The organism is Pantoea sp. EKM21T (assembly GCF_011800405.1).
Classification (GTDB): Bacteria; Pseudomonadota; Gammaproteobacteria; order Enterobacterales; family Enterobacteriaceae; genus Pantoea; species Pantoea agglomerans.
In genome coordinates, this window is sequence record NZ_JAALFV010000004.1 from 270,762 (window position 1) to 292,627 (window position 21,866).

General features: G+C 53.2%; 33 protein-coding genes. 32 read left to right on the forward strand and 1 reads right to left on the reverse strand.

Annotated elements, in window-relative coordinates; translation table 11 throughout:
• Positions 1–13 precede the first annotated feature (13 nt).
• From HFD87_RS10200 to HFD87_RS10290, 19 genes are all read left to right on the forward strand, one after another.
• Positions 14–694, forward strand: coding sequence for a LexA family transcriptional regulator (locus tag HFD87_RS10200; protein WP_167423357.1), 681 nt, complete (start codon positions 14–16; stop codon positions 692–694).
• A 33-nt stretch (positions 695–727) separates the two neighbouring features.
• Complete coding sequence (locus HFD87_RS10205; RefSeq protein WP_167423358.1) at positions 728–1,189, forward strand: hypothetical protein; 462 nt, start codon at positions 728–730, stop codon at positions 1,187–1,189.
• Between the two features lie 2 nt (positions 1,190–1,191).
• Positions 1,192–1,545: a hemolysin XhlA gene (locus tag HFD87_RS10210; RefSeq protein ID WP_181955680.1), complete on the forward strand. Its 354-nt coding sequence runs from the start codon at positions 1,192–1,194 to the stop codon at positions 1,543–1,545.
• A gap of 1,286 nt (positions 1,546–2,831) precedes the next feature.
• Positions 2,832–3,065, forward strand: a complete 234-nt coding sequence (locus HFD87_RS10215) for a hypothetical protein (protein ID WP_167423359.1) — start codon at positions 2,832–2,834, stop codon at positions 3,063–3,065.
• A gap of 325 nt (positions 3,066–3,390) precedes the next feature.
• Positions 3,391–3,528 (forward strand): protease FtsH-inhibitory lysogeny factor CIII, encoded by a 138-nt coding sequence (locus HFD87_RS10220; RefSeq protein WP_167423360.1) that lies wholly within the window; start codon positions 3,391–3,393, stop codon positions 3,526–3,528.
• Positions 3,525–3,665: a hypothetical protein gene (locus tag HFD87_RS10225; RefSeq protein WP_167423361.1), complete on the forward strand. Its 141-nt coding sequence runs from the start codon at positions 3,525–3,527 to the stop codon at positions 3,663–3,665. Before HFD87_RS10220 ends, HFD87_RS10225 begins: the two co-directional genes overlap by 4 nt.
• The gene (locus HFD87_RS10230; protein WP_167423362.1) at positions 3,662–3,973 is read left to right on the forward strand and encodes a hypothetical protein; all 312 of its coding nucleotides are present in this window, start codon (positions 3,662–3,664) and stop codon (positions 3,971–3,973) included. Before HFD87_RS10225 ends, HFD87_RS10230 begins: the two co-directional genes overlap by 4 nt.
• A complete protein-coding gene (locus HFD87_RS10235) occupies positions 3,973–4,791 on the forward strand; it encodes a PD-(D/E)XK nuclease-like domain-containing protein (RefSeq protein ID WP_167423363.1) in 819 nt (272 codons plus the stop codon). The genes HFD87_RS10230 and HFD87_RS10235 overlap by 1 nt, the downstream gene beginning before the upstream one ends.
• A complete protein-coding gene (locus HFD87_RS10240; RefSeq protein ID WP_167423364.1) occupies positions 4,788–5,690 on the forward strand; it encodes a RecT family recombinase in 903 nt (300 codons plus the stop codon). Before HFD87_RS10235 ends, HFD87_RS10240 begins: the two co-directional genes overlap by 4 nt.
• Positions 5,691–5,701: 11 nt before the next feature.
• On the forward strand, positions 5,702–5,932 hold the full coding sequence (locus HFD87_RS10245) for a hypothetical protein (RefSeq protein ID WP_167423269.1): 231 nt from the start codon (positions 5,702–5,704) through the stop codon (positions 5,930–5,932).
• Between the two features lie 112 nt (positions 5,933–6,044).
• Positions 6,045–6,326 (forward strand): hypothetical protein, encoded by a 282-nt coding sequence (locus tag HFD87_RS10250; RefSeq protein WP_147789070.1) that lies wholly within the window; start codon positions 6,045–6,047, stop codon positions 6,324–6,326.
• Positions 6,327–6,419: 93 nt separating this feature from the next.
• A complete protein-coding gene (locus tag HFD87_RS10255) occupies positions 6,420–6,830 on the forward strand; it encodes a hypothetical protein (RefSeq protein WP_167423365.1) in 411 nt (136 codons plus the stop codon).
• Positions 6,831–6,929: 99 nt separating this feature from the next.
• Positions 6,930–7,118 (forward strand): hypothetical protein, encoded by a 189-nt coding sequence (locus tag HFD87_RS10260; protein ID WP_167423366.1) that lies wholly within the window; start codon positions 6,930–6,932, stop codon positions 7,116–7,118.
• Complete coding sequence (locus HFD87_RS10265; RefSeq protein WP_167423367.1) at positions 7,115–7,357, forward strand: DNA polymerase III subunit theta; 243 nt, start codon at positions 7,115–7,117, stop codon at positions 7,355–7,357. The genes HFD87_RS10260 and HFD87_RS10265 overlap by 4 nt, the downstream gene beginning before the upstream one ends.
• Positions 7,354–7,926, forward strand: coding sequence for a hypothetical protein (locus tag HFD87_RS10270; protein WP_167423368.1), 573 nt, complete (start codon positions 7,354–7,356; stop codon positions 7,924–7,926). The genes HFD87_RS10265 and HFD87_RS10270 overlap by 4 nt, the downstream gene beginning before the upstream one ends.
• A 54-nt stretch (positions 7,927–7,980) precedes the next feature.
• The gene (locus tag HFD87_RS10275) at positions 7,981–8,187 is read left to right on the forward strand and encodes a hypothetical protein (protein WP_167423369.1); all 207 of its coding nucleotides are present in this window, start codon (positions 7,981–7,983) and stop codon (positions 8,185–8,187) included.
• Positions 8,184–8,414 (forward strand): hypothetical protein, encoded by a 231-nt coding sequence (locus HFD87_RS10280; RefSeq protein WP_167423370.1) that lies wholly within the window; start codon positions 8,184–8,186, stop codon positions 8,412–8,414. The genes HFD87_RS10275 and HFD87_RS10280 overlap by 4 nt, the downstream gene beginning before the upstream one ends.
• 100 nt (positions 8,415–8,514) lie before the next feature.
• Positions 8,515–8,763: an excisionase family protein gene (xisR, locus tag HFD87_RS10285; RefSeq protein WP_033758164.1), complete on the forward strand. Its 249-nt coding sequence runs from the start codon at positions 8,515–8,517 to the stop codon at positions 8,761–8,763.
• Between the two features lie 30 nt (positions 8,764–8,793).
• Positions 8,794–10,074, forward strand: a complete 1,281-nt coding sequence (locus tag HFD87_RS10290) for an Arm DNA-binding domain-containing protein (RefSeq protein ID WP_167423371.1) — start codon at positions 8,794–8,796, stop codon at positions 10,072–10,074.
• A 31-nt stretch (positions 10,075–10,105) separates the two neighbouring features.
• Here the strand turns inward: HFD87_RS10290 and fliE are convergent, their stop codons facing one another.
• Positions 10,106–10,417 (reverse strand): flagellar hook-basal body complex protein FliE, encoded by a 312-nt coding sequence (gene fliE / locus HFD87_RS10295; RefSeq protein ID WP_003854485.1) that lies wholly within the window; start codon positions 10,415–10,417, stop codon positions 10,106–10,108.
• A 232-nt stretch (positions 10,418–10,649) separates the two neighbouring features.
• On the opposite strand from fliE, the gene fliF reads away from it, so the two are divergent.
• From fliF to fliR, 13 genes are all read left to right on the forward strand, one after another.
• Positions 10,650–12,389, forward strand: a complete 1,740-nt coding sequence (fliF, locus tag HFD87_RS10300) for a flagellar basal-body MS-ring/collar protein FliF (RefSeq protein ID WP_010247649.1) — start codon at positions 10,650–10,652, stop codon at positions 12,387–12,389.
• A complete protein-coding gene (fliG, locus tag HFD87_RS10305; protein ID WP_010670853.1) occupies positions 12,386–13,378 on the forward strand; it encodes a flagellar motor switch protein FliG in 993 nt (330 codons plus the stop codon). Before fliF ends, fliG begins: the two co-directional genes overlap by 4 nt.
• Positions 13,371–14,066: a flagellar assembly protein FliH gene (gene fliH / locus HFD87_RS10310; protein WP_010247652.1), complete on the forward strand. Its 696-nt coding sequence runs from the start codon at positions 13,371–13,373 to the stop codon at positions 14,064–14,066. Before fliG ends, fliH begins: the two co-directional genes overlap by 8 nt.
• Entirely contained in the window at positions 14,066–15,427 is a 1,362-nt protein-coding gene (fliI, locus tag HFD87_RS10315) for a flagellar protein export ATPase FliI (protein WP_010247655.1), read from the forward strand. The genes fliH and fliI overlap by 1 nt, the downstream gene beginning before the upstream one ends.
• A gap of 28 nt (positions 15,428–15,455) precedes the next feature.
• Positions 15,456–15,899 (forward strand): flagellar export protein FliJ, encoded by a 444-nt coding sequence (gene fliJ / locus HFD87_RS10320; protein ID WP_003854478.1) that lies wholly within the window; start codon positions 15,456–15,458, stop codon positions 15,897–15,899.
• Positions 15,896–17,164, forward strand: a complete 1,269-nt coding sequence (locus tag HFD87_RS10325) for a flagellar hook-length control protein FliK (RefSeq protein ID WP_167423372.1) — start codon at positions 15,896–15,898, stop codon at positions 17,162–17,164. Before fliJ ends, HFD87_RS10325 begins: the two co-directional genes overlap by 4 nt.
• Before the next feature lie 127 nt (positions 17,165–17,291).
• Positions 17,292–17,780, forward strand: coding sequence for a flagellar basal body-associated protein FliL (gene fliL, locus HFD87_RS10330; RefSeq protein WP_033778945.1), 489 nt, complete (start codon positions 17,292–17,294; stop codon positions 17,778–17,780).
• 4 nt (positions 17,781–17,784) lie between these two features.
• The gene (gene fliM / locus HFD87_RS10335) at positions 17,785–18,792 is read left to right on the forward strand and encodes a flagellar motor switch protein FliM (RefSeq protein WP_003854473.1); all 1,008 of its coding nucleotides are present in this window, start codon (positions 17,785–17,787) and stop codon (positions 18,790–18,792) included.
• On the forward strand, positions 18,785–19,192 hold the full coding sequence (gene fliN / locus HFD87_RS10340; RefSeq protein WP_033788434.1) for a flagellar motor switch protein FliN: 408 nt from the start codon (positions 18,785–18,787) through the stop codon (positions 19,190–19,192). The genes fliM and fliN overlap by 8 nt, the downstream gene beginning before the upstream one ends.
• Before the next feature lie 11 nt (positions 19,193–19,203).
• A complete protein-coding gene (fliO, locus tag HFD87_RS10345; RefSeq protein ID WP_010247672.1) occupies positions 19,204–19,602 on the forward strand; it encodes a flagellar biosynthetic protein FliO in 399 nt (132 codons plus the stop codon).
• On the forward strand, positions 19,602–20,333 hold the full coding sequence (fliP, locus tag HFD87_RS10350; protein ID WP_010247675.1) for a flagellar type III secretion system pore protein FliP: 732 nt from the start codon (positions 19,602–19,604) through the stop codon (positions 20,331–20,333). Before fliO ends, fliP begins: the two co-directional genes overlap by 1 nt.
• Before the next feature lie 26 nt (positions 20,334–20,359).
• Entirely contained in the window at positions 20,360–20,629 is a 270-nt protein-coding gene (fliQ, locus tag HFD87_RS10355) for a flagellar biosynthesis protein FliQ (protein ID WP_003854466.1), read from the forward strand.
• Positions 20,629–21,414, forward strand: a complete 786-nt coding sequence (gene fliR / locus HFD87_RS10360; RefSeq protein ID WP_010247683.1) for a flagellar biosynthetic protein FliR — start codon at positions 20,629–20,631, stop codon at positions 21,412–21,414. Before fliQ ends, fliR begins: the two co-directional genes overlap by 1 nt.
• Positions 21,415–21,866 lie beyond the last annotated feature (452 nt).

Sequence of the window (21,866 nt, forward strand, 5' to 3'; positions counted from 1 at the left end):
TGAGAATCAGGCCATGGAAAATAAAAGCATCAGAAAAACCAATCTCAATAACCTCCTGAAGAGGCACCTTGAGAACGATGGCAATACAAAGGCTGGATTCGCAGAGCTTTTGGGTATCAGCGCATCCCAATTCAGTCAGTTGCTTGGTGAAAATAGCGTCAGAAATATCGGTGATAAGATGGCGAGGAAAATTGAAGTGGCTCTACAGCTGCCCAATGCCTGGCTTGACTCTATACACGAAGATCAGCCACAGGTTGATGCCAATGTCTCTAACCCCAGAGACTACAAGCCGACTGCGCGCTACCCCGTTTTGAGCAAGGTTCAGGCTGGCGCATGGGATGAAGCCTGTGAACCCTATACGATTAAGGATGTCGATATGTGGCTTGAATCTGACGCACATACGCAGGGAGACGCTTTCTGGTTGCAGGTGGAAGGTGATTCGATGACGGCTCCGATTGGGCTAAGCATCCCAGCAGGAACCTACGTTCTGTTTGATACAGGTCGTGAAGCGGTGAATGGCAGCTTGGTTGTAGCAAAGCTGACTGACGACAATGAAGCCACGTTCAAGAAACTCATCATCGACGGTAGCCAGAAGTACCTAAAGGGGCTGAACCCTCAGTGGCCTATGGTGCCGGTTAACGGGAACTGTAAAGTGCTGGGCGTGGCGATCGAGACAAAAATGCGGCTGGTCTAAGGCTTAGTGACTGAAGAAACCTTTGGATAAATTATGAATGAAGACCACCCAAAAATAGCATTTGTTTATCCGACATTTATCCGCGTTGGCATGTTGGCATCAGGTCCCTTTTTTCCCGACATCGGATGGCAGGTAAGTCAATTTCCGGCAAAGATGATGTTTTATGTTTCAGTTGGGCTGATTCTAAATAGCAAAAGAGCGTATAGCTATGATGTTGATGTGCTTTTTGATGGAAAACCTCTTTCTCCTGAAGATGTGCCATTCGAAGACTCAAGATTAGTTACTACCGCCGTATCTAATCGTGATGACTTTGTGTCAATTTCTATCAATCTCCTTAAAGATATGGTTCTGCCGGGGCCTGGGTTATATACAATTAAAGCACGCCTTTATGCTGGAAAGGCCCAATCATCTGATAAGGAAATGCTGGATGAATGCTTCGGCTACTTTACCCTTGCCGAGGATTGGATGAATAACGAAATGAAAAGAACGGATTAATCATGGTCCGAGCCATTGATATAAATACTAAACAACCAATTGATGAGCAAGATAGCATGCTCCATAATATACCTCTTGGTAATGGCGACGGAGGAGGAGGTAGCATGCTTGATGCGCGAGTTGCGAAGCTTGAATCTGACGTAAGCTACATACAGAGAGACATTGAAAAGCTTCAGAAGGATGTCGCTTCAATCGATTCAAGGCTGGGTGGGATTGAAACTGGAATTACCACAATGAAAACCACCTTCAAGGCAACCGGAATAGTAGTTTCTACAGTATTTGCCTTTTGCGCATACATTTTTGGGAGCTATGTATCTAAAATTTTAGATGCCCTTAACGGCTTGGTGCTCAAATAAATTTTATATCACCTGAACAATGCGTCCTGTTTATCCTTTACCTTCCAGATAGCCCGCCACTGAGCGGGCTTTTATGTACTTACCTTATGAGCAAAAAACTATCACTACTCTTCAAGCGAAAACGACTGAACCTGAAGCCTTGGGAGCCAACACCCCTTGAGAGTCTTCACCGAATCGCTTCTAAATGCGGGCGGGACGAAATCGCAGAGATTCACATCAGATTGCGGTATTTTCAAGCAGAAAGAGCAATGACGCCCGAATGGGATGGCGACACTCAGGACGACATCTGGAAAGCTTGCAATCAACTCCGTCAGATACTCAAGCTGATACCAAAAAGCTAAGAGCCCGCCGCCGAGCGGGCTTTTTTTGCCTGCGATCTTTGTGCCCCCTCCACCCTGCTTACTAAAGTTTCTGCCAGTTTTGACGATGATCTGACTGAGCAAAACCGTTGCTCAAATGCTTCTCTATTGAATTCTTTGTAACGATTAGCCCGCGTCCGGCGGGCTTTTTTTTATGTCTGCAACAAAAAGCCTGCCGCTTACGCTTGTCATACATTTGTCGGCTTCTAACCTTTAGCGCGATGTGAGACGGCTAGTGCTCCTACCACCGGCTGATGAGATGCATGGCCGGCTCGTCAGGCATCTTGTTCACAGCGTTTAGAGGCCGCTTAAGAGTTTCAGCTTCACCGCGATTTGTACCTGCTACCCGCCTCGGGTGCAGGTATTTTTTTTGCTCGTGACAATGCTTACCCGCACTCCCCATGGCAATCTAAGCTTTCATCTCTAATCGAGAGTGCCTGCAAAAGGTGCTATGCGTAACAAATTGTTGAACATCTATTTCCTAATTATCAGATTGTGAGTACTCTCTCTGGCGTCAGCTAATGCTGACAGATGGTTTGCCCCACTTGAACAAATCACGCCCGTGTAACGCGGGTTTTTTTGTGCCCGCAGATCCCCCTCCGTTGAAAAATAAATTCCTTTCTAAATCATTTAGCTAAATCCCACGATTAATTTATTTAGCATTTTGCTATTGCCATTCATTTAGCATAAAGCTAAATTAAATCCCATCAGCATGAAGCACTAACCAACAGGATGTTGGGTCGCTCTTTAACATTGATGGGGTTTGTCTCCGCCGAAATGCGGGGAACCAAAGTGAAGTTGGCTTTGGACTGGCGTGTCGTGGAGCTTAGGCCTAGCAGTACATCGGGCCGACCTATGAAGCGACTTGAAATCCGGAAACGTCACAGGTTCCGGCGCCAGTACCTAAGCCAATTACCGGAGGTACACATGACAATCGTAATGACCATTCTGGCCTCTGATAACGCCAGAAATCGCCGCAGGGCAAAACGTGCAGCTGAGCGTGAGCAGGTTGCAGGAACGCAGCACATCAGTCGCATCGAGAAGGCAGTTATCTCCCCTTCTCTGCGTGACAGGCATGAGAGCACATCACAGTGCTTACCGGAGATAGCTATTTTTGCAGCGAGCTATCGCAACTCAAAAGACATGGTAACGGCGAGGTAAAACACATATGTCCAAATACACTTTCTCAGTGCGAAGGCTTGGGGAAATTGAGAGTCATCAAGTAAAAGCACTGAGTGAAGACGATGCGTGGAAGGCTCTGGCCTTGAAGATCAACATGGACAACATAGACAAGATAATTCTTGTGACTACTGAGGCTGCATAATCCGCAGCCTTTTTTATTGCCGCTGACAAGCCATTGAGCGACGCTGCAAACCTTATTCACTGAATCCGCTACCAGCCTTAGAAAGAGTCGTTTCATCCTTGTGGCCTGCTCAACGCGGGCCATTTTTTTGACCCCAACCTAACCAATAGCAAGGAACCCACGATGAACTATGCCATCGCGGGCGGCACCATCGTGGGCGCTGCTCAGCTAAACGAATCACTGCTCGACACCATTACCCGCCGCCTCCGCACTGGCTGGCGCAACCTTATCAACACTCTGAATCAAAGAGGCCAACCATGAACGCGCCAGCATCAGCACAGCAGTATAAGAAGCAGCAGAGCGAGTTAGAGCGCCAGCGCGAGATGCTGGAGAAGTCGAAGGATTTCACCTTCATCAACCTGATGCTGAGAAGCCTCGGTATGGGAGAGCGGAAATGAGACTGAGCAGAACGGCACGGAATGAGGTGCAGGATATCGCCGACAGCCTTCCTGATAGCGAGCTGGAGCGCATCGGTGCTGAAGTGGATGCTCAGATGCAGCGCCACAAGACAAACCCGTTAATGCCTGCTCTGTGCGCTTTCCTGACGAAGCATTACGACTACCCGGCTATTGAGATGTTTGATGAAGACGACGAGCAGCACGAAGCCGCTGAGGAGTTTTTGCGTGAGGCCATGGTGCGGGTTGCACGGCGTGAAGTGGCGACGGGGATTTACCGGAACAAGCATGGGAATCAGGAGGCGGCGTAATGCAGCCTGGCATCTACTACGACATCAGTAACGAGGACTACCACGGCGGTCCGGGTATCAGCAAATCCCAGTTGGATGATATTGCCATTAATCCGGCCATATTCAAGTGGCGCAAGGAAGCGCCGGAAGATGATGAGAAGAAAGCCGCACTCGATATGGGAACAGCGCTGCACTGCCTGTTGCTGGAGCCTGAAGAGTTCGACAGGCGTTTCATTGTTGCTCCTGAGTTCAACCGCCGCACGACAGCCGGCAAGGAGGATGAAAAGCAGTTCCTGAAAGATTGTGCAAACAGTGGCATGACAGTAATGGATGCTGAGCAGGGACGAAAGCTGAAGCTGATGCGGGCAAGCGCCCTCGCCCATCCTGCAGCCCGGTGGCTGCTTGAAGCTGAAGGTCATCAGGAAGTGTCAATCTACTGGAATGACGAACAGACCGGCGAACTTTGCCGTATCCGGCCAGATAAATTCCTGTCAGGTCAGCCTGTCATCGTCGATGTGAAGAAAGTGGCCGATATGTCCCGCTTCGCCCGCCACGTCGAAGAGTTCCGCTATCACGTTCAGGACGCCTACTACCGCGAAGGCTTCAGCAAGCATTTCGGCGAATATCCGCTTTTCGTTTTCATTGCTGTCAGCGAGTCGATCGACTGCGGCCGCTATCCGGTGCGGGTGTTTCAGCTTGGTGAGGATGACGTGGCGGTAGGTTATGACCTGTTCCGGCGCGACCTTACGGCCTATCACGAATGCATGCTGTCAGGTAACTGGGGCGGCATTGAAGAAATTACACGCCCGGAGTGGGCTAAGAGAAAGGATTACACATGAGCAACGACATCATCACCGCGCCGGTCAATGAGGCCGACACTAAAGCGGCAATCTTCAGCCCGAGCGGCCTGCAGAAGTTACAGGCGTTTGCGGAAGTTATGGCGCAGGGTAAAGCAACTGTACCTGCTCACCTTTCAGGTAAACCTGCTGACTGTCTGGCGATCGCATTACAGGCTGCTCAGTGGGGAATGAATCCTTACGCGGTGGCGCAGAAAACGCATCTGGTTAACGGCACGCTGGGTTATGAGGCGCAGCTGGTAAACGCGGTAATCACCAGCTCAACCGCCGTTCAGGGGCGCTTCAAGTACGAATACGGCGGCGACTGGGAAAAGTTTAAACCGGGTGCGGCCAACGCATCGAATGAGCGCGGACTGTCTGTGCGAGTCGGCGCAGTGCTGAAGGGTGAGACGGAAATCACCTGGGGTGAGCCGCTTTATATGGAATATGTCACCACGCGCAACTCTCCACTCTGGAAGACAGCACCAAAGCAGCAGCTGGCATACCTGGCTGTTAAATACTGGGCGCGCTTGTACTGCCCTGACGTGATTCTCGGTGTCTACACGCCGGACGAGTTTGAGCCGGCGCAGCGTGCGGAACGCGACGTCACACCGGCACGCAGCCGCGCTGACCTGAATAACCTGATTAACAGCAAGCCTGAAACGCAGCAGCCCGAGCGCGAAATTAACCCGGCGACGAACACCAGCACAGCAGTGCGCACGCCGGATGAACTGCTTGCCGATTTCACCATCGCAGCCGCTGAGGCTGAAAACGTTGCGGGGCTTGACCGCTGCTACAAATACGCGGCGCGCATGCTGGCAAGCGAGGCTGAAACGCTGGAAAAGGCCACCGATGTTTATCTGCTTCGTAAAGCAGAAATCGAAGAGGCGCTCAGCAAATAACAGGAGACAACATGGAATCACCTGAATACCGGCGTCGGGGCAATCAGTTAACTCTTGGCCGCCGCTGGTCACCCGATGAGATAGGCCTTCTGAAAGAACTCGCAGCAACCATCCCACCCAAACTTATAGCCAGACAACTTAACCGCTCATACGAATCCGTTCGCCAACGAGCCAGTCGCAGCCGGATACGTTTTCTGGAAGAGCGCAGCAAAGCTAACGGTGGTACTAAGCCAAATTTATGACACAAATATACTGTACATAAACACAGCATTTTACTGGTCTTCATCAGGTGGTGAGAGTAAGGTTGCTGAGTGAATTCACAGCCTAACTCACTCAACCAAAAGAGGATTTACTATGTCTCATACTGATCAAGAATTCGAAGACCTGCAAGACCTCAATACCCTGTATCGTTCTGCGATTCTGGACACCACAGAAGCTGTCGGCTGGGGTATCGAAATCCTGACCAAAGTTGTAGCGGCAAGCAATGCTGGCGCGCTGGGTTCATTCTCTGCGGCCGATCAGTATCAGGCTAAACAGACCCTGATGTATCTGAAAGAGCGGAAAGACAACAACGCTATGTTCCGCAAATCGGGTGACCCAGCGCCACGTACTTTTGCGCAGTACGAACACCCGTAACAGGTAGTCAGTAACTGACTTTTTCAGGCCGATGAAAGTCGGCCTTTTAACCTCACTGAACTTTTGATTTTACCTTTTAAAAGGATGCCAAATATGACTACTGCAACAGACCTGGCGCAACAGGCGATCGATAACATCAAGGCCCTTAAAGCGCTGGCTGAAAAAAATGGGGGAATCCCGGCAGATGTGCAGGCACAGCTGGACGCCTATGCCAAACAGGTCGATAAACTGACAAGACAGTTAGGCAGCGAGCAAGAGACCCGTGAGGGTTATCGCGTCAATATTTTGATTGATGCAGAGGAAATTGGCCTTGCTCTCGAAATCATGAACAAGATCGAGGCTGGCCTGGGCGATAACAGCATTCCTCAAATGCATCCTACTTTACGACGCCAGCTTACCGAAACACTGGGCTATGTTACGAATCGGCAGAAAGAACTGCTTTCTTTCCGTAAAGAAGGTGACTCGGAACCTCGTACGTACGAAGAGTATCGCATGGGAATTTAATCCCTTTAAATTTCTTATAAACAGCCGCCTTCTGGCGGTTTTTTTATAAGTAACCTGCATTAATTTATAGCGATATACTCCCCACAGGAGGACATCGCTATGTCTAATGATGAAAAAAAAGGGACTAAGCCAAGAAAGCCTGGCAATAAGTGGGCACATAGAGCCATGGCAAAAGCAAATGCCGAGAGATTTGAAAACGGCACAGTGCCTTCTTTTGATGCCCTGCGGGTTCCTTATGAACAACGCAAACATCGAGGAAGAACCGCTGACAGCGAGGATAAATCATGAGTCACAACTTAGCAGCACGCAGCAGAGAAGATCGCGACAGGATCAACGTGGATTTAGCCGCGTCAGGAGTCGCATACAAGGAGCGTATGAATCAGCCGGTAATCGCGCATGAAGTGGAGATGCAGCAGCCTGCAGCAATGAGAGAGTATTTCAAAGAGAGATTGCAGCATTACAGGAACGTTGCGCTGCAGTTCCCGCGCGGCACTGACCCGGTTTATTTTAAGGAGGATGGAAAATGAACCCTTGGGGTGTGATTATTGCAGCTTCCATTACAGGATTTATAGCATTTTTAGGGATGCTTATTTCCAAGGAAAATAAAACTTCAGAATTTAGGCAGGCATGGATTGATGGTTTAAGAGAAGACGTAGTGGGGCTAATCGGGGCATGGAAAGGATTCTTAGATTCCAAAGTCAGCTCTTCTGGTTTAGGTGAAGATGCTGGGAAATTAAATTTTGAGAATGCCTTAGAGCTAAGAAAAAGTGCGAACAGAATAAAACTCCGCCTAAATGCAGATAAAGAAAAAAGAACTGTGTCTGAGAGAAAGCTTTACCTAATAATGGATGAAATACTTAACAATCAAGAAATAAGGCCACCAGATGGCACCATGAATGACATTACCGATACCGCAGGCCTAGTACTAAAGGAGGAATGGGAAAGGGTAAAGGCTGGGGAAAAATGGTTTACACGAATTAGATGGTTTTTGATTACTTTCGTAGCACTCATTGCTATCGCGCTGATCGTTTGGCTTGTTATACACATAGCATTGTCTTTGGGGGCAATACACATACCCACTATTTATATACTTTAATTACATAAACCTGCCTCGGCAGGTTTTTTTACGCCCAAATTTCGGAGGTAGAACATGTCTGACGAATTAGACCAGGCCGCTGAGCTTGAAGAGCTGGAGCGCAATATCGCGTTAGCTAACCGCAGGCATCCGGAAATGACATTTACCGGTGCCTGCTATTACTGCGAAGAGGCGGTGACAACGGGATGCTTCTGCGATGAGGATTGCCGCAGCGACCATGAGCGCATTGAGCGCGCTAAGCAGCATCGCAGGGTGGCGTGACGCCGGTAGCAGAGAACGTGCTAAGGGCCGTAGCACGTAAGTGCAGGAGCGAAATTATCAAAGCCATAGACGGCAGGCCCAAGAAAGAACACGACCGCATCATCACGACACTCCTCGATAAACACGCCAAATCAATCACCGCCCTGCCACCGGATACGTTTCCAGCCAAGCTATGGCTGAGCTATTACGTGCGCCAGGTGGATAAGGAAGCGGCCTCTGCAAAATGAACACCACATACGACGAAATCGAACCGGGCGAGCTCTTAACTGACCTCGCCCTTTTTATTGCCCTGATTATTGCGTGGCTCTGGCCGCCTAAGGAGTAGATATGGAAAACGTTGTTCAGCTGATGCCGAGCAAGTGGGTCTCTGAATCGGTGCTAATGACCATCACCGGCATGAAGAAAAACACCATCAAAACGGCTCGTGAAGTGTCGTGGATGGAGGGGCGTGAGTATAAGCACGTTTCGCCCGATGGCGCGCCGCGGGATAACAGCATGTGCTTTTACGACTGGAAGGCGATCGAGAAGTGGATTGATAACCAGCCAGCCGCGATTGCCAGGAAGAAATCTGCTTAAATGCAGATTCATTTCAACAGGAGAAGGCGTATGTCTAGATATCCGACAGGAGTGGCTCCCAACAAGAACCACCTTCGAATCTGGTTCATGTATGAGGGGCAAAGACGGTGGGAGGCGATCGGGGTTCTCGATACACCCAAAAACAGGAAGATGGCTGGCGAGCTGCGTAGCAACATCGTCTACCGCATTAAGACAGGGACGTTTGATTACCGAAATGAGTTTCCTGATTCACCACTATTTAAGAACGAGACTTCATCGTCAAAGTCGGTGGCTATCAGGGATGTGGTGGATTTATGGCTGAAGCTTAAAAAGCCGGATTGGGCCAATAGCTCGTATGTCACGACAGAACGGCGCGTCAGGGTGACACTGGATATCATCGGTAATGGAAGGGATATCCGGTCAATAAGGCAGAAAGATATTCTCAATCTGCGCATCGAACTGCTTAGTGGCAGCTACTTTACCGGCAGGAAGATGAATATAGAAAAGAAAGGCAGGACGGCAACCACGGTTAACTCCAGCATGGCAGACCTGAAAGCCATTTTCGCCTTTGCTCACGGTAACGGATATATAGAGGGAAATCCCATGACGGGCATCAAGCCTCTGAAGAAGTCTAATAAGAGGCCGGACCCGATTACGCGTGAAGAGTACCCTCGCCTCATCGCTGCATGCTCAACACGCCAGACGGCAAACATGTGGGCACTCGCTATCCTGACGGGATTACGTCACGGAGAGATATGCGCGCTGGCATGGGAGGACATCGACCTTGAAGAGAAGAAGCTGACAGTCAGCCGCAACCTCACGCCGCAGGGTTTATTCACACCGCCAAAGACAGAAGCCGGGAACCGTGTCATATGCCTGATAGATGCAGCCGTTGATATTCTGCGTGATCAAAGGGAGATGACCCGAATGTATCCTCAGACCTCATTCACTTTCCATACCAGGGAGTATGGCGAGAGAATTGAGGAGCAGAAGACGTTCGTGTTCAATCCCTGCGTGAACGCAGTAAATGGCCGATCGGGAGCATATTACTCAACAGAGTCACTCGGACAGATATGGACCGGCGCACTTAGGCGTGCAGGCCTTCGCCACCGGAAAGCATATCAGTCACGTCATACGTTCGCATGCTGGGCTCTTTCAGCAGGCGCAAACCCGAACTACGTTGCATCGCAAATGGGTCACTCCGATGCGCAGATGGTGTACCGGGTTTATGGCGCCTGGATGTCAGAGAACAATACTGACCAGCTATCACTCATCAACACGAAAATGAGCGATCTTGTGCTACATACGTGCTCCACTAAAGTGGCAGTATGATAAACCTTAACAGCTTCAGACAGTTACCCGCCTAAACCTGCATATTCATAATTTCGCTATACGCCGACACCAGCTTGTTCCTGACCTGAATACCCATCTGCATTGAGATTGATGATTTCTGCAGATCGACCATCACATCATTAAGCGCGATACCGGGTTTACCCATCTCAAAATCCTGCGCCTGGGTGCGGGCGGTGGTCTGCGTCTCGCTGATCTTATCCAGCGCCGCTTTCATAGTTGCACCGAAATCGATCTGATTAGGGGCTTCACTGCTGCGGTTGCTGGCCTGCAGTGAGGTCGCCTGAAGCTGCTGCAGTACGCCGTCAATTGCCTGAATGGACATGAACGATACCTTATAAAGGAGGATGATATTTTTTCTGTGGGGAAAAGTTAGCACGTTGTCAATGAGACAAAGCCGCTAAATGACATCAAAAACCCTACCTTATCCAGCCATCGAATTTTCCTTATCACCTAATAATGCCTGGCATTGAAGTGGAAATTTTATCTACGCAGGTCAGGGAGTCTGTTTTGCCATCTCAACTTACCCGGTCAATTACGTCAGGCAGGAATCGGTCATGAATGCGAGTACAGCCGCCACAACAGAACAAGAAAAGAAAGGCTTCGGTGACCTGCTCGCTCGCCTGCGCGCAAATCCGCGTATTCCTTTAATCGTCGCTGCCGCCGCCGTTGTGGCGATAGTGATCGCGATGGTGCTCTGGGCGAAGCAGCCCAGCTATAGCGTCCTTTATAACAACCTTACAGATGAAGATGGCGGTGCCATCGTCACGCAGCTGACGCAGATGAACATCCCTTATCGCTTCGCCGAAAATGGCGGCGCGCTGATGGTGCCGGAAGCGAACGTGCATGAGCTGCGTCTGCGTCTGGCTCAGCAGGGTCTGCCGAAAGGCGGCTCGGTGGGTTTTGAGCTGCTGGATAAAGAGAAGTTCGGTATCAGCCAGTTCAGCGAGCAGGTTAACTACCAGCGCGCGCTGGAAGGCGAACTGGCTCGTACCATCGAATCACTCGGCCCGGTTAAAAGCGCCCGTGTTCATCTGGCGATGCCAAAACCAACCTTATTTGTGCGTGAGCAGAAAGCGCCATCCGCTTCTGTCACCTTAACCCTGCAGCCTGGCCGTGCACTGGATGAAGGCCAGATTCAGGCCATCGCCCACATGGTCTCAAGCAGCGTCGCCGGTTTACCGCCGGGCAACGTCACCGTGGTCGATCAGACCGGTCGCCTGCTGACCCGCTCTGACTCCGCCGGTCGCGACCTGAATGATGCACAGCTCAAGTATGCCTCTGAAGTTGAAGCACGCTACCAGCAACGTATCGAAGCGATCCTGAATCCGATTCTCGGTCAGGGCAATGTGCATGCGCAGGTTACCGCGCAGATTAACTTCGACACCGCCGAGCAAACCGACGAGAAATATCAGCCTAACGCTAACCCGTCGAACTCAGCGATTCGTTCGCGTCAGACCAGCACCAGCGACCAGTCAGGCAGCCCTTATCCGGGCGGCGTGCCGGGCGCGCTCTCTAACCAGCCTGCGCCAGCTAACACTGCGCCAGTGACGACGCCGAACAACAATGCCGCCAATGGCCAGAACGCCAATGGTCAGAATGCTAACGGTCAGAACAACGCGGCGAATAACGCTAACCAGACCACCAGCACCGCAGCGGCCAGTGCCGGACCGACCAACTCGCGTCGTGACGACACGGTGAACTACGAGCTGGATCGCACCATTCGTCATACCAAGGTCAACGTTGGCGACGTACAGCGCCTGTCGGTTGCGGTCGTGGTGAACTTCCGTGCAGATGATAAAGGTAAAGCGGTTGCGCTGAACGAACAGCAGCTGAAGCAGATTGAAGATCTGACCCGCGAAGCGATGGGCTACTCCCAGAACCGTGGCGACAGCATCAACGTGGTGAACTCGCAGTTCAACACTACTGAACCAGTGACCACCGATCTGCCCTTCTGGCAACAGCAGTCGTTCTTTGATCAGCTGATGAATGCCGGTAAGTGGCTGTTGATTGCTCTGGTAGCCTTCATCCTCTACCGCAAACTGGTTCGTCCGCATCTGGTTCGCAAGCAGGCCGCAGAGAAAGCCGCCGCGGAAGCCGTTGCTGCCCGTGCGACTGAGCAACCGGAAGAAGAAGCCTTTAATGTGCAGCTCAGCAAAGATGAGCTGGATCAGGAACGTAAGTCTAACAACCGCATGAGCGCAGAAGTGATGAGTCAACGCATCCGCGACATGTCAGAAAACGATCCGCGCGTTGTAGCGCTGGTAATTCGCGAATGGATGAGTAAAGAGCTATGAGTCTGACCGGAACCGAAAAAAGCGCCATCCTGATGATGACCATTGGCGAAGAGCGCGCCGCGGAAGTTTTCAAACACCTGAACCAGCGTGAGGTCCAGCACCTGAGCGGCGCGATGGCCAACATGCGTCAGGTGTCGCATAAACAGCTGACTGAAGTGTTGCGTGAGTTCGAAGCGGATGCTGAGCAGTTCGCGGCGCTGAGCCTGAACTCCAACGAATACCTGCGTTCGGTGCTGACCCGGGCACTGGGCGAAGAGCGCGCCTCCAGCCTGCTGGAGGACATTCTCGAAACGCGCGACACCACCAGCGGCATGGAAACGCTCAACTTTATGGAGCCGCAGGCTGCTGCCGACCTTATTCGCGACGAGCATCCACAGATCATCGCCACCATCCTGGTCCACCTCAAGCGTGCCCAGGCCGCCGATATTGTGGCGCTGTTCGACGAACGTCTGCGTCACGACGTGATGCTGCGTATCGCCACTTTCGGTGGTGTCCAGCCAGCCGCGCTGGCCGAACTGACAGAAGTACTGAACGGCCTGCTGGATGGCACCAACCTCAAGCGTGCGAAGATGGGCGGCGTGAGAACCGCAGCCGAGATCATCAACCTGATGAAAACGCAGCAGGAAGAGGCGGTTATCGAAGCCGTACGCGACTTCGATGGCGAACTGGCGCAGAAAATTATCGACGAGATGTTCCTGTTCGAAAACCTGGTGGCAGTGGACGACCGCAGCATCCAGCGTCTGTTGCAGGAAGTGGAGTCCGAGCAGTTGCTGGTTGCACTGAAAGGTGCCGAACAGCCACTGCGCGAGAAGTTCCTCAAAAACATGTCAGCCCGTGCGGCGGATATCCTGCGCGACGATCTGGCCAACCGTGGCCCGGTGCGTATGTCCGCAGTGGAAAACGAACAGAAAGCGATCCTGCTGGTGGTACGCCGCCTGGCCGAGTCAGGCGAGATGGTGATTGGTGGTGGCGAGGAAACTTATGTCTGATGCATTTTCTGCGCGCCCCTGGCAGCTGTGGCAGCCCACGGATTTAGGCCGTTTCGATGAGCCTGCTGAACCGGAGCTGCAGCCAGAAATTTACGAAGCTGAAGATGGCGTTGATGAGCAGCAACAGCAGCTCGAACGCCTGCAGCAGCAGATGCGCAAAGAGGCACAGGGCCAGGGTTACAACGAAGGCTATCAGCAGGGTGTGACCGAAGGCCAGAAAGCCGGCTACGACGCCGGTTTTCAGCAGGGTCTGGCCGATGCCCAGCAGCAGCAGGCGCCCCTTCAGGCGCGTATGCAGCAGCTGGTAACCGAGTTCCAGAACACGCTTGAATCGCTGGACAGCGTGATTGCGGCCCGTCTGATGCAACTGGCGCTGGAAGCGGCACGTTCGGTGATTGGTCAGGCGACCACGGTGGATGGCACCGCCCTGCTGCGCCAGATTCAGGGGTTACTGCAGCAGGAACCGATGTTCAGCGGCAAACCTCAACTGCGCGTTCACCCGGATGACTTACAACGCATTGAGCAGACCCTGGGGCCGACGCTGGATCTGCACGGCTGGCGGCTGATCGCTGACAGCACCCTGCATCCTGGCGGCTGCAAACTCAGCGCAGAAGATGGCGACCTGGATGCCAGCGTCGCGACGCGCTGGCAGGAACTCTGCCGCCTTGCCGCACCGGGAGAACTGTAATGACCACTCGTCTGAATCGCTGGCTCGGCTCGCTCGATGCCTTTGAGAAACGCATCGCCCAGGTGCAGCCGGTGCGCCGTTATGGCCGCCTGACTCGCGCCACCGGCCTGGTGCTGGAAGCGACCGGCTTACAGCTGCCGCTGGGTGCGACCTGCGTAATCGAACGCAACGATGGCAAAACCATCAGTGAAATTGAAAGCGAAGTGGTGGGATTCAACGGTCAGAAGCTGCTGATGATGCCACTGGAAGAAGTGGACGGCATTTTACCGGGTGCGCGGGTCTATGCGCGCCAGAACGGAGAGAACCCGCAGGCAGGCAAACAGATGATGCTGGGGCCGGAACTGCTGGGCCGCGTACTCGATGGCAGCGGGCGACCGCTGGACGGCCTGCCGTCTCCGGATACCGGCTATCGCGCGCCGCTGAACACCCCGCCGTTTAACCCGCTGCAGCGTACGCCGATCACCGACGTGCTGGATACCGGCGTGCGAGCGATCAACGCCCTGCTGACGGTCGGTCGCGGACAGCGTATGGGCCTGTTCGCCGGTTCGGGCGTGGGTAAAAGCGTGCTGCTTGGCATGATGGCGCGTTACACCAAAGCGGACGTCATCGTAGTCGGTCTGATTGGCGAACGTGGCCGCGAAGTCAAAGATTTTATCGAGAACATTCTCGGCGCTGAAGGCCGCGCCCGTTCGGTGGTGATCGCCGCCCCGGCCGATGTTTCGCCGCTGCTGCGTATGCAGGGTGCCGCTTACGCCACGCGTATCGCAGAAGATTTTCGCGACCGCGGCCAGCATGTGTTGCTGATTATGGATTCCCTGACCCGCTACGCTATGGCGCAGCGTGAGATCGCGCTGGCGATTGGTGAGCCGCCGGCCACCAAAGGCTATCCGCCTTCCGTATTCGCCAAACTGCCTGCCCTGGTTGAGCGTGCCGGTAACGGCATCGACGGAGGCGGCTCGATCACCGCCTTCTATACCGTCCTGACCGAAGGCGACGATCAGCAGGACCCGATCGCCGACTCCGCGCGCGCCATTCTCGACGGCCACATTGTGCTGTCGCGTCGGCTGGGCGAAGCGGGTCACTATCCGGCCATTGATATAGAAGCCTCGATCAGCCGTGCGATGACCTCGCTGATCGATGAGAACCACTATGCGCGAGTGCGCCAGTTTAAGCAGTTGCTCTCCAGCTTCCAGCGTAACCGCGATCTGGTCAGCGTCGGTGCTTATGCCGCGGGCAGTGATCCGATGCTTGATAAAGCGATCACGCTCTATCCGCAGATGGAAGCCTTCCTGCAACAGGGCATCTTTGAGCGCAGTGATTACGACGACGCCAGCCTGCATCTGCATGCGCTGTTTGGCTAGTCACACGAATTAACGCGAGGTAACGGCAATGAAAACTGCAAATGCCATCGATACGCTGCGCGACTTAGCGGAGCAGGATCTCGAACGCGCTGCCATCTATTTAGGCGATATGCGTCGCGGCCAGCATGCCGCGAACGAGCAGCTGACGATGCTGCTCGACTATCAGGACGAATATCGCAACAAGCTCAACGATGACATGTCGTCGGGCATCGCCAGCACCCGCTGGACCAACTATCACCAGTTTATTCAGACGCTGGAAAAAGCGATTGAGCAGCACCGCAACCAGCTTAATAACTGGAATCAGCGGCTGGAACAGGCGCTGATCAACTGGCGTGACAAACAGCAACGGCTTAACGCCTATCAGACGCTGATTACGCGCGCAGCAGAAAATGCATTACGACAGGAAAACCGTCTCGATCAGAAACGGATGGACGAATTTGCCCAACGGGCCGCATCGAGGAGAGGTGAATGATTACGCTGCCAAACATTGCTATGAAAGCGACGGTAAAAACCGACGCAGAACCCTCAGTCTCAACTGACCTTGCTGCGGGTGCCGATGCCCTGCCGCAGGACTTTCTGACCGCACTGGGAAACCAGTTACTCGGCCTGGCTAAACAGCAGGGAAAAGCGGCGCAATCCGCTGACGTCAAAGCAGAAATTGCCGATGACGCCCGCCCGAAAGCCCCGCTAAATGCCCTGATGGCAGCACTGGAAAATCCTGCTGCGCTGACCGCTCTGTTTAAGCCGGAAAATATTAAAGGTGGGTCAAAATCAGCCGATGATAAAGACAAGCCGGACGTTGCACCCTTAAGCGCCAGCGATATGCAGAATATGCAGGCGCTGTTCGCCATGTTACCGGGTGTAGCGGCTGTTACAGCCACCACGTCGACCCCGGTCAGCAGTGAAGCGGGCGAGATGATCGCCCAGACCGATACCGGCCGGAAAAGCCAGAGCTCGCTGATGCAACTGCTGAACAGCGCGCAGCAGAGCCACGCACCGGGCGAAGATGAAAAGTCTGACGCCAGAAGCGACGTACAGAGCAAACCTGCCGTCACCACTGCCGCCAGCCAGAGTAACAACACGGCGCAGAGTGCGACCAGTAGCGGCCTGACGCTCGACAGCAGTTTCCAGCAGGCGCTGAGCAACATGGTTAAGCAGGATGATCAGGCTGCGATTAAAGCCAGCGCCAGCGATAACGCGATCAATGCTACGCCAATCGCCACCGCCAGCAGCCTGCCTGCGCCGGTGACCGCCTCCGCGACCACCAGCACACCGTCAACGCCGATGCTGAACTCACAGCTGGGCAGCGACGAGTGGCAGCAGGCGCTGAGTCAGCAGATTGTGATGTTCAGTCGCAATGGCCAGCAGAACGCGGAATTGCGTTTACATCCGGAAGACCTTGGCGCTATCCAGATCAGCCTGAAACTGGATAACGACCAGGCACAAATTAATCTGGTTTCCAGCCATAGCCACGTCAGAGCAGCACTGGAAGCCGCGATACCGCAGTTGCGCAGCGCGCTGGCAGAGAGCGGTATCAACCTGGGCGAGAGTCAGGTGAGCAGTGACAGTTCCGCGCAGGGCCAGCAATTCCAGCAGCAGCAGGAGGCGCGCCGCGATGGACAGCATGGCCGCTTCTCCCTCACCCAGGACAGTGACACCGACATTACGCTGATCGCCGTTCCCGCCGCCCTTCAGGCTCGCGTTAACGGCAACAGCGCCGTCGACACTTTCGCCTGACAGCAGCAAACGCTGAAGGTAAGCGTAAAACCCGCGTCTTTTCTACCCATTGGTTTGACTTAAGACGCGGATAATCTGTCTCGTGAGCCGAGAGGCTTGCCCATAATTCACAGGAAGTAACTGCACCATGTCTGATAACGCGAAAGCAAAAAAAGGCAGCAAACGTAAACTCTTAATACCAGTGCTGCTCATTTTGACGCTGGCCGCTTGCAGCGTGGCAGGCTATGCAGTCTGGCGAATGATGAATAAACATGAGGGCGATAAGCCTGAGGTGGCGAAAGTTGAACCGCCTCCCGCTCCGGTCTTTTTTGCACTTGATACATTTACGGTTAACCTGGTCAATCCCGACAACGATCCCGACCGCGTGCTTTACGTAGGCTTTACCCTGCGTCTGGCCGATGAGGATACCCGGCGTCGGATGAACGACTATCTGCCTGAGGTGCGCAGCCGTTTGCTGCTGCTGCTCTCGCGTCAGAGCGCTGCAGCGCTGGCGACAGAGCAAGGAAAGCAGGCGCTTGTTGAACAAGTCAAACAGGCGCTGACACCCCCGCTGGTAAAAGGTCAACCTCCGCAGGCTGTAAACGATGTGCTGTTTACTGCCTTCATTTTGAGGTGAATCAATGGGCGATAGCATTCTCTCCCAGGCTGAAATTGACGCCCTTTTAAACGGCGACAGCGGCAGTGCGGAAGAAGAAAAGAAACAAAACGGACCGGAAGGCGATATTCGTCCTTACGATCCGAACACCCAGCGCCGTGTGGTTCGCGAGCGTTTGCAGGCGCTGGAGATTATTAATGAGCGTTTTGCCCGTAGTTTCCGTATGGCGCTGTTTAACCTGCTGCGCCGTAGCCCGGATATCAGCGTCGGGGCGATCAAGATTCAGCCGTATCACGAGTTTGCCCGCAATCTGCCGGTGCCAACCAACCTGAACCTGATCCACCTGAAGCCGCTGCGCGGCACCGCGCTGGTGGTGTTCTCACCGAGCCTGGTGTTTATCGCTGTCGACAACCTGTTTGGTGGCGACGGACGTTTTCCGACCAAAGTCGAAGGCCGTGAGTTTACCCATACCGAGCAGCGCGTTATTCGCCGCATGCTGAAGCTGGCGCTGGATGGTTACAGCGACGCATGGAAGGCCATTTATCCACTGGACGTTGAGTATGTACGTTCAGAGATGCAGGTAAAGTTCACCAACATCACCACTTCACCGAACGACATCGTGGTTAACACGCCGTTCCAGGTGGAGATTGGTAACCTGGTGGGTGAGTTTAATATCTGCATCCCGTTTTCAATGATTGAACCGCTGCGCGAGTTGCTGGTGAACCCACCGCTCGAAAACTCACGTCAGGAAGATAACCACTGGCGCGACAACCTGGTCAAACAGGTGCAGCACTCTGAGCTGGAACTGATCGCGCACTTTGCCGAAACCTCACTGCGTCTGTCACGGATTTTGCAGCTGAAGCCCGGTGATGTGCTGCCGATTGAGAAGCCGGAACGCATTATCGCCCATGTCGATAGCGTCCCGGTCTTAACCAGCCAATATGGCACGATGAATGGTCAGTACGCGCTCCGTGTCGAACACCTGATTAACCCGATTTTGAATTCGCTGAACGAGGAACAGCCCCATGACTGACAGTAATAAACCGTCTGACGATATCTCTGCGGACGATCTGTGGGCTGAAGCGATGAATGAGCAGGTCGGCAGCGCCAGTGCGCCGCAGACCGACGAAGTCTTTAAATCATTCGACAGCGGCAACGTCGCTGGATCGCTGCAGGATATCGATCTGATTATGGATATCCCGGTGAAACTCACCGTGGAACTGGGTCGCACCAAAATGACCATCAAAGAGCTGCTGCGTCTGGCGCAGGGTTCAGTGGTGGCACTGGATGGCCTGGCGGGTGAGCCGCTGGATATCCTGATCAACGGTTACCTGATTGCTCAGGGTGAAGTGGTGGTGGTGAACGACAAATATGGCGTGCGCATCACTGACATCATCACCCCATCTGAACGTATGCGTCGTCTGAGTCGCTAAAGAGTCACATTATGAATAGCCAGAATCAAACGCTGCAACCGGCTGCACCGCACGCTCAGGCGATCTCGACCGGCTCCATGCTGGCCCAGGTCAGCAGCGTGTTAGCCGTGATTATCTTATTGATTCTGGCCTGCGCCTGGCTGGCACGCCGTGTCGGCTTCGCGCCGAAAAAGGTCAGCGGCCAGGAGCTTAAACTCACAGCCAGCGTCTCAGTGGGCCAGCGCGAGCGGGTGGTGATTGTCGATACCGCTGATGCGCGTCTGGTGCTGGGCGTCACTGCACAGCAGATTACCCATCTGCATACTTTGCCGCCGGGTGAACCGGTCTCTGTGACGCCGGTTAACAGTGCGCCACAGGATTTTCGTCAGCTGTTACAGAACCTGGTTAAACGTCCCGGAAAACCACAATGATGCGTCGACTGCTTCCTTTACTGCCACTGTTGTTACTGGCACCGGTTGCCCATGCCCAGCTGCCGGGTCTGGTGAGTCACTCGCTGCCGAATGGCGGTCAGAGCTGGTCACTGCCGGTACAGACGCTGGTCTTTATCACTGCGCTGACCTTTATTCCGGCCGTGCTGCTGATGATGACCAGCTTCACCCGTATCATCATTGTGTTTGGTTTACTGCGTAACGCCCTGGGCACGCCCTCTGCGCCGCCTAACCAGGTGCTGCTCGGACTGTCGCTGTTTCTGACCTTCTTTATTATGGCGCCGACCTTCGACAAGATTTATCAGGATGCTTATCTGCCGTTCAGCCAGGACAAGATCAGCATGGAAGTGGCGATTGATAAAGGTGCCCAGCCGCTGCGCGAGTTTATGCTGCGTCAGACCCGTGAAGCGGATTTAGCCCTGTTTGCCCGTCTGGCGAATACCGCCCCGATTGCCGGTCCTGAAGCGGTGCCAATGCGTATTCTGCTGCCCGCCTATGTTACCAGCGAGCTGAAGACGGCTTTCCAGATTGGCTTTACCGTCTTTATCCCGTTCCTGATCATCGACCTGGTGGTTGCCAGCGTGCTGATGGCGCTGGGGATGATGATGGTCCCGCCAGCGTCCATCGCGCTGCCGTTTAAACTGATGCTGTTTGTTCTGGTCGATGGCTGGCAACTGCTGGTCGGTTCACTGGCGCAAAGCTTCTACTCCTGATCCCCCTTTTCTTACCGGAGCAACACATGACACCCGAATCAGTAATGGTAATGGGACAGGAAGCGATGCGCGTCGCCCTGATGCTGGCCGCCCCGCTGCTGCTGGCCGCACTGGTCAGCGGTTTGCTGATCAGCCTGATCCAGGCCGCGACCCAGGTCAACGAACAGACCTTATCCTTTATTCCTAAGATTCTGGCGGTTGCCACCACCGGTATCATTGCCGGCCCGTGGATGCTGAATCTGCTGCTGGACTATATCCGCACCGTCTTTACCAACCTGCCTTACATCATCGGCTGATGATTACTCTCGACAGCAGCCAGCTGGTTCAGTGGGTCAGCCAGTTCTTCTGGCCTCTGGTGCGCATCATGGCGCTATTCGCCACCGCACCGATCCTCAATGAACGATCCGTCAGCAAACGTGTCAAAATCGGTCTGGCGGTAATGATCACCTGGCTGCTGATGCCGCTGTTACCTGCGGTCAATGTCACCCTGTTTTCCCCTGAAGGCTTCCTGCTGCTGATTCAGCAGATGCTGATTGGTATTGCACTCGGCTTCACCATGCAGTTCGCTTTTGCTGCCGTGCGCCTTGCCGGGGAAGTGATTGGTCTGCAGATGGGCATCTCGTTCGCCACCTTTTTCGATCCTGGCAGCCGTCTTAACATGCCGGTGCTGGCCCGTTTTCTCGACATGCTGGCGATGTTGCTGTTCCTGACCTTTAACGGACACCTGTGGCTGATCTCGCTGCTGGCGGACAGTTTTCATACGCTGCCGATTGGCGGTCAGCCGCTAAATGCCAATGCGTTTATGGCGCTGGTGAAATCTGGCGGATTAATTTTCCTTAATGGCATGATGTTAGCGCTGCCCTTAATCGTTTTGTTACTCATGGTAAATCTGGTACTGGGTTTGTTAAACCGTGTTTCACCACAGTTATCAATCTTCGCAATTGGCTTCCCGATTACCTTATCAGTCGGAATTTTAACCATCAGCTTGCTGATGCCTCTGCTAGCCCCGTTCTGTGAGCATTTGTTCGGTGAAGTATTTGATTTACTCGCCGTGTTCCTGACAGAACTATCCCGTCCCTGAACATTAAGTTTCTAACTATCTTTGCATAACGATACTTAAGTATCGCAAAACCATCCGTGCATTTTCCGAACCATGTTTTCCAGAATGCAACTAAGGAAATTCTGATAAACGTGCGGAGAGTCTGAAAATAATTCTTATTAAACCGGGCTTCGCGTATTTTAGTGGGGTGGTTCACAGGAGCGGTCAGACTGTGAATGTGCAGGCAAAATCGACAAGACACTGAATTTACAAGAAAAAAATCTTTAAGTGATTTTTCTTGTTAAAAAATGTTTTTTCCGGCATTGTCAACGCACGCTGAGACATCACACTTTCGTAAAACAAATGTTTTTGAGAATTGTCCTATCAGAAAACTCCGCGTTTTCAAGGATAGTGACCTGGCTCCCAAAAAAATGAGTCTTACTTAACCTCCGACATTTCACTGGCATTCCCCGCCATGGCCGGAGAATGTGTGA